This is a genomic window from Arthrobacter sp. MAHUQ-56, from assembly GCF_019710585.1.
Lineage (GTDB): Bacteria > Actinomycetota > Actinomycetes > Actinomycetales > Micrococcaceae > Arthrobacter.
This window is the reverse complement of sequence record NZ_JAIFZQ010000026.1, coordinates 109,971-121,919: the sequence shown is the minus strand read 5'-3', so window position 1 is coordinate 121,919 and position 11,949 is coordinate 109,971. Positions and strand designations below refer to the sequence as shown.

Genomic DNA, 11,949 nt, shown 5'->3' with positions numbered 1-11,949 from the left:
CCGCGCCCCTCTCCGGACCCGGGATTAGTCCAGGTAGTCCCGGAGCACCTGCGACCGCGAGGGGTGGCGGAGCTTGGACATGGTCTTCGATTCGATCTGGCGGATGCGTTCGCGCGTGACGCCGTAGACCTTGCCGATTTCGTCTAAAGTCTTCGGCTGTCCGTCGGTCAGGCCAAAGCGCATGGCAACTACCCCGGCCTCGCGTTCGGACAGGGTGTCCAGCACGGAGTGCAGCTGCTCCTGCAGCAGGGTGAAGCTCACGGCGTCGGCCGGTACCACCGCTTCGGAGTCCTCGATCAGGTCGCCGAATTCGGAATCGCCGTCCTCACCGAGCGGGGTGTGGAGCGAGATGGGTTCGCGGCCGTACTTCTGGACCTCGACGACCTTTTCCGGGGTCATGTCCAGTTCCAGCGCCAGCTCTTCGGGAGTGGGTTCGCGGCCCAGGTCCTGCAGCATCTGCCGCTGGACGCGTGCCAGCTTGTTGATGACCTCGACCATGTGCACCGGAATACGGATGGTGCGGGCCTGGTCGGCCATGGCGCGGGTAATGGCCTGCCGGATCCACCAGGTGGCGTAGGTGGAGAACTTGAAGCCCTTGGTGTAGTCGAACTTCTCCACGGCGCGGATGAGGCCAAGGTTGCCTTCTTGGATCAGGTCCAGGAACAGCATGCCGCGGCCGGTGTAGCGCTTGGCCAGCGAGACCACCAGGCGGAGGTTGGCCTCCAGGAGGTGGTTCTTGGCGCGCTTGCCGTCGTGGATGATGAATTCGAGTTCGCGCTTGTACTTCGGGTCCATGGAGCCGTCGTCAGCAGCGATCTTTTCCTCGGCGAACAGACCGGCCTCGATCCGGAGCGCAAGGTCCACCTCCTGCTCGGCGTTGAGCAGTGCAACCTTACCGATCTGCTTCAGGTAGTCCTTGACGGGGTCGGCCGTGGCACCGGCAGACATGACCTGCTGGACGGGGGCGTCGTCATCGTCGGCGTCCGAGTAGACGAAGCCCTTGCCGGAACCGGCAGCAGCCTTTGCGGGTTCCTCGTCGGCATCAGTGTCCTCGACCGCGTCCGGTCCTTCGAGGGCAGTCTCGTCAAATTCCTCTTCGACGTCGGTTGCGTCGTCCGCGTCAACGTCACCGGCAGCGGACTTTCCCGCAGCTTCTGCTGCAGCCTTGGCACCGGGCTTGGGCCCGCGCTTCTTGGGCTCGCGCTTGCCGTCCGCTGCAGCATCACCGGCCGAAGCCTTGTTGGCTGCCCGCGTAGCTGCCCGCTTGGCGTTGGTCGCGGCCTGCTTCTCCTCAGGGGACAAGACGTCCTGGGCGGCGGAATCCTTCTTCGTGGAAGACGGGGTCACAGAAAACCTTTCTAGCGGTGGTCTGTGGAATCACCATACGGGCAACACCACTATGACCCTGTCAAGTCCGTGGTGAAAACCAAGCGCCACCACGGCCGTCAGAGTCACTTAAGACAACTGCCGGCGCGGCTGTAATGTTCCCATCCGGGGCACATTACAAACACCCGATACACGGACCCAACCGGGTCTCGGCATCCATTGTCTCATGATTTGCCCGGATCCGGCCTCCCCTGCCGCCATGCGTTACTGCACCGCCGTCCGCGCCTGTGGAGATGCGCTGCTTAGCTTCGCCCCACGATTCCCTTCCCTCCAAGGTTCCCTTCCACGCTCCCGTCCCTCCACCCTCACCTTGGCGGCGCCGGCTCGTCCCCGAACTTCTGCCAGGCAGCGTCCTTCTTCCCCGCCCAGCCGCAGATGCCGCCGCGGCCCACCAGTTCCAGCAGCAGGCCTGCAAGCCGGTAGTCCGGATCGATGTCGAGGGCCTGGCCCAAATACGCGGCGGCGTACGAGCCCCGGCCGCGGCACCAGGCAATCCAGCCCCGGCCGGTGAAGGCGGCCGCTCCCGGCTGCCCGCCCAGTGCTGAGAGCTGTTCGAAGATCCGGTCCAGGCGGTCAAGGCCGGTCCAGTGTGGAGATTGCGGGGCCACGCCCATCAGGACCTCCCCGTAACCGGGGGTAGCGGCGCCGGCCGTGACCCCGAGACGGCTTTCCCCGCGCCGGCCCACTGTCCTGTTGGACGGGATGGTCCGCAGTGGCCCGCCGGCGGGACGTTCTGCCGCCAGTGCAGGCGGAAGCACGGGCGGCAGCTCACCTGGTCCGGTTCCGGCAGCGTCCGCGCCGCCGTTCAGCACGCCGAACTGTTCGGCACCGGCCTCGGCCGCGCGCCTGCCCGCTGCCGCCATGATCAGGACCGCGTCCCGCCACACAGTGAAGAGCAGCGTGGCCCGCAGGAACGCGTCGCGTTCCACCTCCGGCAACCAGGGTTCGGATCCCGGCATCCCCAGCAGGCTTTCCCAGCAGTCCAGCACGGCGGTGAACTGCGTCCTGTCAGCTGTGCGGCCGGCGAGCTCCTCCGCCCACGCCGTCTCGGCCTCAAGGACGGCTGCCCGGTGGAGGGCCGGAACGGCAGGGGCGGGGGCGGGGGCACGGCCGGGCCGCGGCGCCGGACCAACGCTGCTGCCCCGGTACACCATCTCTGTACTCAGCGTGCTGTCACGGATCTGCTGCACGGGCCGGCCGGGAAAAGGGCAGCAGGACGGGTCGGTGCAGAAGGCGTCGCGCCAATATTCGTCACCGACGCACCAGGCCTCCCGCACGGGCATCCCGGCCTGGTCCAGGACAGACCGCACCTGCGACAACAGCGGCTGGTATCCGGACGGCACGGCCGTGGCATCGCCGGCGAAGAGCACCAGCAGTGAACCGTCCGCGTCCTGGTCGGACTCAAGGTAGCGGCGGACGGCCCGGGCAAAGGCCCGGGGGTCGTCCCGAACCGCCGGCCCGGGAAGGTCAAGTCGGAGGGTTGCCCCGAGCCTGGTCCCATGCAGGGTCATGGCCACCAGGCTGGACTCCGGCCAGTAGCCCAGCGTGTGGGGAATAAAGCCGAGAATGTCCTCCGGCCCACGGACTGTCAATCGTTCAGGAGCTGTCATGGCTCCAGCTTCCGCGTCCGTGCCAGCCGACGGCAGCCGCGAATCCGGCTATGTGCAAAACGGCACCAGGACAGGACAAGTGGAGGACCAGTGGACCGCCCGGCGAACCCGACTTTCCCGGCGCTTCCGCACGGGAATGTCATCATGCCCGGCAGCGTCCTGCCGGACAGCGGCCTGTCAGTCGTCAGTCGGCGCCGGTTCGCGGCGGCGGGCGAGGTTTTCACGGCGCTGCCGGGCCAGCGCGGCCCGCAGCGGCGGCACCACGATCCCCTGGGCAGCCATCTGCCGGCGCACCTTCCGCCGGGCGGCGAGCATCGCTGCCGCACCGGCACCGAGGACCAGGAACTGGATGCTGAGGGCCATGCGGAAGGGCTCCAGGCCATACAGCGTTCCCTGCGAGAATCCGGTGGCGTAGAGCACGTCCAGGACCAGGCCAATCAGGAAGATCGATATGAGGGCAGCGATGAATCCGCCCACATTCACGATGCCCGTGGCCGTGCCGATCCGGTGCGCGGGGTTGAAGGTCCGGGCGAAGTCAAAGCCGATCATGGAGCCGGGGCCGCCGATGGCCAGCACCACCACCAGGCCGGCCAGCAGCCACAGCGGAGCGCGCCCGGGCAGCAGCAGGACCGCGGCCCACGCCCCGGCGGTGGCACCGGCGATCAGCAGCACCATGGTGGAGCGGCGCAAGGGGTGTCGGGAGACGAAGCGGCCGATAAAGGGCCCCACCGCCATGGCTGCGGCAACGTACAGCGCCATCAGCGCGGCCACCGTCCCGGTTTCAAGGCCCTGGCCGGAAATCAGGAAGGGGTAGCCCCAGGTCATCGCGAAGACGGTACCGCTGAACTGGATGGTGAAGTGGCTCCACATTCCCAGCCGGGTCCCTGGCTGCCGCCAGGCCCTGGCCAGGGAGGCCCCCGTGGCCCGAAGCCCCTGCCGGGCATGCGGGCGTTCGGTGCCCGGCGGGGCGTCCTGCAGGAGCAGCACCACCAGTACGACGGCGAGCGCGGACATTCCTGCCAGCATCAGGAACGCCGGGGTCCAGCCGGAGGCGTGCAGGACGAACGCGAACGGCAGGACACTGAACAGCTGGCCCAGCTGGCCGGACATGCCGGTCAGCTGGGTGACGAGGGGCACCCGGCCCGGGGCGAACCAGAGCGGAATGAGCCGGATCACCGAGATGAACGTCATGGCGTCGCCAGCGCCGACCAGCACCCTGCCGGCGACACCGCCGGGAACGCTGTCGGCGAACGCAAGCTGGAGCTGGCCCAGGCCCATGAGGATGGCGCCGCCGGCGATCATGGCGCGTGAACCGAACCTGTCCACCAGCACGCCGACGGGGATCTGGAGCCCTGCGTACACCAGCAACTGGAGGACTGTGAAGAAGGAGATGGCGGAGGCGGTGGCATGGAACCGCTCCGTGGCCTCCAGCCCCACCACGCCGAAGGACGTCCGCTGAGCCACGGCCACCAAATATCCGAAAATACCGATGGTCCAGATAAGCCAGGCGCGGGGTGCAGTCACAATGTCATTATGCCCGGCGGGCAGCCGCCTTCCCGGCAGCTGTGACGAGGACTACTGCCCGGGGTTCTCCCGGGCCAGGTAGGCCTCCACCGCGGCACCGAGCACGTCGGCATCGGGCAGCTCGTCATTTTCGTTGGCCAGCAGCGAGCGGCGGACCATGCCGTCGGCCTTCTCGTCGTACCGGGTCTCCAGCCGGGAAACCACCTGCTGGACCTCCTCGGACGCCTCGATCTGCTCGGCGATCTGGCGGCTGACTTCACGGCCGGATTCACGCAGCCTGTCGGTGGGCAGCATCAGCGATGCCGCAGCACCGAGGTATTCCAGCCCCGCCACGGCCGCCGTGGGGTATTCGGCTTCAGCCAGGTAATGCGGGACGTGGATGACGTAGCCGGCCACGTTGCGTCCGGCTTCGACCAGGCGCAGCTCCAGGATGTGGCCGACGGCGGCGGGAACTTCAACAGTGGGCTTCCACACGGAGATGCCCTCGATCAGCTCCGGCCGGTTGCCGTGCACGGTCACACCGACAGGCCGGGTGTGCGGCACAGGCATGGGAATGGAATGGATCCAGGTAACCAGGTTGACGTCGAGCGCCTCGACGATGTTCACCACGGCGCGGGCGAACCGCTCCCACTGCAGGTCCGGTTCAAAACCCGCCAGGAGCAGGAAGGGGTTGCCAAGTCCGTCCACGAGCCGGTACAGCGCCAGGCGGGGTTCCTGGTAGTCCTGCAGGTGGTCCTCGACGAACGTCAGGTGCGGGCGGCGGGAGCGGTAGTCGATCAGCTGGTCGGCGTCGAACACAGCGACGGGCTGGGCGTCCAGCGAATCCAGCAGCTCGGCGTTGATCTGCTTCACCACATGCCCGGCATCGGCAAAGCCCGTGAACCCCATGACCAGGTTCAGCCCGCGCAGCTCCGGGCTGTGGAACAGCTCGATGTTGCTCGCATAAAGCGCATCCGGGTCCAGCAGGGAGCCGGAAATCCGTTCAAGCACGGCATATTCCTTTCAAAGGTATGGGCGGACATCATGCATAACGCGGCCAGCGCTGCGGGCATTCCGGCGGCCGGTGTGGCGCACCTCTCAGGAAATTCCCCTGCCGCCCAAGCGAAGGGCTACGATCGGAACTGGCCTGCCAGGCGGGCCTGCACGTACCGGGCCGCGTCCAGAACGGCCGCATCCGGGCCACCATGGCAGAGCGCCCAACATGCATCCCTGCCCGAACGTTTTCGAGAATTGAGGACTCATCCCTGTGGTCAAGAATACTGAAATCAACCTTAGTACCGTCTCGCGGGGCCTGAAGGGCACCAGCGACGCCGTGGTCATCGGGGTGGGGCAGGGAACCGATGGGCCCGTCCTGCTGGACAACCCACTGACGGCCAAGTCCGCCGAGGCCCTTGCCGACTCCCTGAAGCCGCTCGGTGTGACGGGTGCCGCGGACCAGCTGGTCCGCCTCCCCGGCCTGCCCGAAACCGGGTCCGGCGTCCTGGTCCTCGCGGGAGTGGGGAAGGTCCAGGCCGGCAAGCCCCTCACGGGCGAATCGCTGCGCCGCGCCGCGGGATCGGCCGTGCGGCAGCTGGCCGGATTGGGCACAGTCACGCTCGCGTTTCCGACGGCGTCCGTAGAGGACGTCGCAGCGGTCGCCGAGGGTGCGGCGATGGGCGCCTACTCCTTCACCGAATTCCGCTCCTCGAGCGACGGCCTTAAGGACCCGGTCCGCAATGCGGTGATCTTCACCGAACTGGCTGACAGAAGCGATCTTGGCGCCGTCCTCAAGCGCGCAGGGCTGGTGGCCAAGGCCGTGAACTCCACCCGTTCCCTCGTCAACACTCCCCCCAGCCACCTCTACCCGGAGTCCTTCGCGGAGGCTGCCAAGGACCTCGCGAAGGGATTGCCCGTCAAGGTGACGGTCTGGGACGAAAAGCGCCTTGAGAAGGAAGGCTTTGGCGGCATCATGGGCGTCGGCAAGGGCTCCACGCGCCAGCCCCGCCTGGTTAAGGTCGAGTACTCCCCCGCGAAGGCCACAAGGAAGATTGCCCTCGTCGGCAAGGGCATCACCTTCGACACCGGCGGCATTTCCATCAAGCCGGCCCTGCACATGGGGGACATGAAGAGTGACATGGCCGGCGCCGCCGTCGTCCTTAACACTGTCCTGGCCCTTGCCGGCCTGGGCCTGCCCGTCAAGGCAACCGCCTGGCTCTGCATCGCCGAGAACATGCCTTCCGGCGCCGCGTCACGCCCGGCGGATGTCCTCACCATGCTTGGCGGCAAGACCGTGGAAGTGCTCAACACGGACGCCGAAGGCCGGCTGGTGATGGCGGACGGCATCGTTGCCGCCAGCCGCGAATACCCGGACGCCATCATCGACGTCGCCACCCTGACAGGGGCCCAGCTGATCGCCCTGGGCAACCGCACGGCAGGCGTCATGGGAACGGAGAGCGTCACGGGGGCCCTGAAGGCCGCCGCGGACCGCGCCGGGGAACTGGTGTGGCCCATGCCCCTGCCCGAGGAACTCCGCCCGAGCCTGGACTCGCAGGTGGCGGACATCGCCAACATCGGCGAACGCCACGGCGGCATGATGACCGCTGCCGTGTTCCTGCGCGAGTTCGTGGGTAAGGACAAGGCGGGCGAACAGATCCCCTGGGCGCACATCGACATCGCGGGACCGTCGTTCAACAACGGCAGCCCGTATGGCTACACGCACAAACAGGGCACGGGCTGCACCGTCCGGACCCTGGTTGCCTACGTGGAAGACATCCTGGCCGCGGCCTGAGGGACCGGCTGCAGCCGCGGTGCCGCGCGGCTTTGCGGCGCAGGAGATCCCTGCGCCACAAAGCCGCGTGACACTGGACACAAGCGCTCCACAAACGCAGTGCCAAGGTGGAGCATGGATAGGTGGTTCGCTAAGGTGAACCACGGTAGTCACAAATGCAAGAGAGTTGCCCTGCTGAAATAATCACGGCAGTGCAAGTTCCAAGACCAGATGATGCGCGCTGATCGCGTCATCGTTCACGCGAGGGAGCGTTTTAGTGGCCGATCAGGCAACTGCGCAAGAATTCGACATCCTGGTACTCGGTGGCGGCAGCGGCGGATACGCTGCGGCGCTGCGTGCGGTACAGCTCGGCTTTACCGTCGGCCTCGTGGAGAAGGGCAAGCTGGGCGGCACCTGCCTCCACAACGGCTGCATCCCCACCAAGGCTTTGCTGCACTCCGCAGAGCTGGCCGACCACGCCCGTGACTCCGCCAAGTACGGCGTGAACGTCACCCTGGACGGCATCGACATCAACGCCGTCAACGCGTACAAGGACGGCATCATCGCGGGCAAGTTCAAGGGCCTGCAGGGACTCATCAAGTCCAAGGGCATCACCGTCATCGAGGGTGAAGGCAAGCTGCAGGGCACCGACACCGTCGTGGTGAACGGCACCGCCTACAAGGGCAAGAACATCGTCCTGGCCACCGGCTCCTACTCGCGCACCCTCCCGGGCCTCGAAATCGGCGGCAAGGTCATCACCTCCGACCAGGCCCTGACCATGGACTTCATCCCCAAGAGCGCCATCATCCTGGGCGGCGGCGTCATCGGCGTCGAGTTCGCCTCGGTCTGGAAGTCGTTCGGCGTGGACGTCACCATCGTCGAAGGCCTCCCCTCACTCGTTCCCAACGAGGACGCCACCATCGTCAAGAACTTCGAGCGGGCCTTCAAGAAGCGCGGCATCAAGTTCTCCACCGGCGTCTTCTTCCAGGGCGTCGAGCAGAATGACGACGGCGTAAAGGTCACCCTGGTGGACGGCAAGACATTCGAGGCCGACCTGCTGCTGGTCGCCGTCGGCCGCGGCCCCGTCACGGCCAACCTCGGTTACGAGGAAGCCGGCCTCACCATCGACCGCGGCTTCGTCATCACGAACGAGCGCCTGCACACCGGCGTCGGCAACATCTACGCCGTGGGCGACATCGTCCCCGGCGTCCAGCTGGCCCACCGCGGCTACCAGCAGGGCATCTTCGTGGCCGAGGAAATCGCCGGCCTGAAGCCTGTGGTTGTCGAGGACATCAACATCCCCAAGGTCACCTACTCCGAACCTGAAATCGCCACCGTCGGCTACACCGAAAAGGCTGCCAAGGAAAAGTTCGGCGAGGACCAGGTCCAGACCCAGGAATACAACCTGGCCGGCAACGGCAAGAGCTCCATCCTGGGCACCTCCGGCCTGGTCAAGCTGGTCCGCCAGAAGGACGGCCCCGTGGTGGGCGTCCACATGATCGGCGCCCGCATGGGCGAGCAGGTCGGCGAGGCCCAGCTGATCGTGAACTGGGAAGCCTACCCGGAGGATGTGGCCCAGCTGGTGCACGCCCACCCCACCCAGAACGAAGCCCTCGGCGAAGCCCACCTGGCGCTGGCCGGCAAGCCGCTTCACGGCTGATTTTCGCCAGCATTACCAGGCCCGGTGCACCCGGTCGCGCAGACCGGGTGCACTAGGCTTCCAACAAGGCAGCAACCATTCGCACTAAAGATCAATAAGGAGAACGGGGACGACATGTCTGAATCCGTTAACTTGCCCGCCCTCGGTGAGAGTGTCACCGAAGGAACCGTCACCCGCTGGCTCAAGCAGGTAGGTGACCGGGTAGAGGTGGACGAGCCGCTGCTCGAAGTCTCCACCGACAAAGTAGACACTGAAATCCCCTCTCCTGTAGCTGGCGTGATTGAGGAAATCCTGGTCGCTGAAGACGAGACCGCCGAGGTCGGCGCACCCCTGGTGCGCATCGGCGACGGCTCCGGCGGCGGTTCCGCCCCTGCCGCGGAAGCTCCTGCGGAAGAGGCGCCCGCACAGGAAGCGCCCGCTGCACCGGCCGAAGAAGCTCCCGCCGAAGAGGCACCTGCGGCAGCCCCTGCCCAGGAAGCACCGGCCCAGGAAGCCCCCTCTGCCGGTGGCGGCGAAAGCCACGAGGTTACCCTCCCCGCACTGGGCGAGAGCGTCACCGAGGGAACGGTTACCCGCTGGCTGAAGGCAGTCGGCGACTCCGTCGAGGTTGACGAGCCGCTGTTGGAAGTTTCCACCGACAAGGTGGACACCGAAATCCCGTCCCCCGTTGCCGGCACCCTGCAGGAGATCCGGGTCAACGAGGACGAAACCGCCGAGGTGGGCTCCGTCCTGGCCGTCATCGGCTCCGGCGCTGCCGCCGCGCCGGCCGCAGCACCGCAGGCCGCCCCGGCTCCGGCAGCCGCACCCGAAGCCCCCAAGCAGGAAGCCCCGAAGCAGGAAGCGCCCGCTCCGGCAGCTGCCGCTACCCCGGCCCCGGCAGCAGCACCGGCCCCCGCACCCGCTGCGGCGCCCGCTGCTCCCGCAGCCCAGGAAGCAGCACCGGCTGGCGGCGGCGAATCCGGCTACGTGACGCCCCTGGTCCGCAAGCTGGCCAACCAGCACGGTGTGGACATCTCCTCCCTCTCCGGCACCGGCGTCGGCGGCCGCATCCGCAAGCAGGACGTCATCGCCGCGGCCGAGGCCAAGGCAGCTCCCGCAGCCACTCCGGCAACAGCACCGGCAGCCTCGGCACCGGCAGCGTCCGGCGCCGCAGCCTCCTCGCTGCGCGGCACCACGCAGAAGGCTCCCCGCATCCGCCAGGTCATCGCCCGCCGCATGCGCGAATCCCTCGAGATCTCCACGCAGCTGACCCAGGTCCACGAAGTGGACATGACCAAGGTCGCCAAGCTCCGCGCCCGTGCCAAGAACTCGTTCCAGGCGCAGAACGGCACCAAGCTGACCTTCCTGCCGTTCATCGCCAAGGCCGTGGCCGAGGCCCTCAAGCAGCACCCCAAGCTCAACGCTGCGTACGACGAGGACAAGCAGGAGATCACCTACCACAACGCCGAACACCTGGCGATCGCCGTCGACACTGACAAGGGCCTGCTGGTTCCGGTCATTGCCGACGCCGGAAACCTAAACCTGGCCGGCCTGGCCGGCAAGATCGCCGACGTCGCTTCCCGCACCCGCGACGGCAAGATCGGCCCGGACGAGCTGTCCGGCGGCACCTTCAGCATCACCAACATCGGTTCGGTGGGCGCCCTGTTCGACACCCCGATCATCAACCAGCCTCAGGTGGGCATCCTGGGCACGGGCGCGATCGTCAAGCGCGCCGTGGTGGTGGCCGATGAGAACGGTGACGACTCGATCGCCATCCGCTCGATGATGTACCTGTCCCTGACGTACGACCACCGCCTGGTGGACGGCGCGGACGCCGGCCGGTTCCTCCAGACCCTGAAGGCCCGCCTTGAAGAAGGCGCCTTCGAAGCGGACCTCGGTCTGTAAGCGAAGCACCAGCAACGACGGCGGCACGCGCCCGCGGTGGGAAACCCACCAACGGCGAGTGCCGCCGTCGTGGTTTAAGCGGCCACCCCGGCACGCCGTTGCCCGCGTGGTTGTGCTACGGGCTGTAGAACTGACTGGCTAAGCTGGTGCCATGACTATTCTGTTCAATTTCCTGGTGTTCCTGCACGTCGTCGGCGCCGCCATGATCGTGGGCTACTGGATTGCCACCATGCGCGAACCCACCGTGCACCCGCGCCAGCGGGACGGAGCCTTCCTGCAGCTCCTCACCGGCGTCGCCATGATGGGCCTCCTCCCGTTCCTGCCCGACGCCAACCCCAACTACGCCAAGCTGGGCATCAAGCTTGTCATTGCGGTTGTGGTGGCTGTCCTGGCCATCGTTGGAACCCGCAAGGCCAAGACCGGGCAGCCGGTCTCAACGGGCCTGGCCCATGGTGTCGGCGGCCTGGCGCTGATCAATATCGCCATCGCCACCCTCTGGCAGTAACCATCCGGGCCTGCGGTCATAATCCACTGACAGCGGACAACCCGTGCGCCGCCCGGTCATGATCCATAGGATGGAAAACGGTGGGCCTGGCAGAAAGATTAACGGCCAGGCCTAAGACAAAACGATGTGAGGAGTGAACATGGCAGCAACCCGCTCAGCAAACGCTGTATGGAACGGCAACCTGACGGAGGGCGCAGGAACCACCTCCCTGGCCACCTCGGGCCTGGGCACGTTCGATGTCACCTGGAAGGCGCGCACCGAAGCGGCCAACGGCAAGACCAGCCCGGAGGAACTCATCGCCGCTGCCCACGCGGCCTGCTTCTCCATGGCCTTCAGCAATGAACTGGCAAAGGCAGGCCACACGCCGGAGGAAGTCCGCGCCAAGGCTGATGTCACGTTCGTTCCCGGCACGGGCATCACGGGCAGCCACCTGACCGTTTCGGCGCGGGTCCCGGGGATCTCGGAAGACGAATTCCAGAAGATCGCCGGCGAAGCAAAGGTGGGCTGCCCGGTCTCCGGTGCACTCGCCAGCATCGACATCACGATGGATGCCACCCTGGAGTCCTGACCGGATACTGTCGCTTCTGCGAAAAGGCCCTGCCCGCCGGAACATTTCCGGCGGGCAGGGCCTTTT

The 11,949-nt window shown here is 66.9% G+C and carries 9 protein-coding genes; 5 read left to right on the top strand and 4 right to left on the bottom strand.

All coding sequences use genetic code 11. The annotated features are described in order from the left end of the window. Positions 1 to 24: 24 nt before the first annotated feature. From K4G53_RS20535 to K4G53_RS20520, 4 genes are all read right to left on the bottom strand, one after another. Complete coding sequence (locus K4G53_RS20535) at positions 25 to 1,347, bottom strand: RNA polymerase sigma factor (protein WP_221387538.1); 1,323 nt, start codon at positions 1,345 to 1,347, stop codon at positions 25 to 27. Between the two features lie 344 nt (positions 1,348 to 1,691). After that, on the bottom strand, positions 1,692 to 2,996 hold the full coding sequence (locus K4G53_RS20530) for a DUF4192 domain-containing protein (RefSeq protein ID WP_221387537.1): 1,305 nt from the start codon (positions 2,994 to 2,996) through the stop codon (positions 1,692 to 1,694). Between the two features lie 177 nt (positions 2,997 to 3,173). Continuing rightward, positions 3,174 to 4,520 (bottom strand): nitrate/nitrite transporter, encoded by a 1,347-nt coding sequence (locus tag K4G53_RS20525; RefSeq protein WP_221387536.1) that lies wholly within the window; start codon positions 4,518 to 4,520, stop codon positions 3,174 to 3,176. Positions 4,521 to 4,571: 51 nt separating this feature from the next. Next, the gene (locus tag K4G53_RS20520; RefSeq protein ID WP_221387535.1) at positions 4,572 to 5,510 is read right to left on the bottom strand and encodes a proteasome assembly chaperone family protein; all 939 of its coding nucleotides are present in this window, start codon (positions 5,508 to 5,510) and stop codon (positions 4,572 to 4,574) included. Positions 5,511 to 5,766: 256 nt separating this feature from the next. Here K4G53_RS20520 and K4G53_RS20515 point away from each other — a divergent pair, with 256 nt between their 5' ends. The 5 genes from K4G53_RS20515 (at position 5,767) to K4G53_RS20495 (ending at position 11,883) form a co-directional block, all read left to right on the top strand. After that, positions 5,767 to 7,287 carry a leucyl aminopeptidase gene (locus tag K4G53_RS20515; RefSeq protein ID WP_221387534.1) on the top strand — a complete coding sequence of 507 codons (1,521 nt, stop codon included), beginning with the start codon at positions 5,767 to 5,769 and terminating at the stop codon, positions 7,285 to 7,287. Between the two features lie 256 nt (positions 7,288 to 7,543). Then, positions 7,544 to 8,926 carry a dihydrolipoyl dehydrogenase gene (lpdA, locus tag K4G53_RS20510; protein ID WP_221387533.1) on the top strand — a complete coding sequence of 461 codons (1,383 nt, stop codon included), beginning with the start codon at positions 7,544 to 7,546 and terminating at the stop codon, positions 8,924 to 8,926. Positions 8,927 to 9,040: 114 nt separating this feature from the next. Further along, entirely contained in the window at positions 9,041 to 10,810 is a 1,770-nt protein-coding gene (gene sucB, locus K4G53_RS20505) for a 2-oxoglutarate dehydrogenase, E2 component, dihydrolipoamide succinyltransferase (protein WP_221387532.1), read from the top strand. Between the two features lie 151 nt (positions 10,811 to 10,961). Beyond that, a complete protein-coding gene (locus K4G53_RS20500) occupies positions 10,962 to 11,315 on the top strand; it encodes a hypothetical protein (protein WP_221387531.1) in 354 nt (117 codons plus the stop codon). A 139-nt stretch (positions 11,316 to 11,454) separates the two neighbouring features. Next, positions 11,455 to 11,883, top strand: coding sequence for an OsmC family protein (locus tag K4G53_RS20495; RefSeq protein WP_221387530.1), 429 nt, complete (start codon positions 11,455 to 11,457; stop codon positions 11,881 to 11,883). Positions 11,884 to 11,949 lie beyond the last annotated feature (66 nt).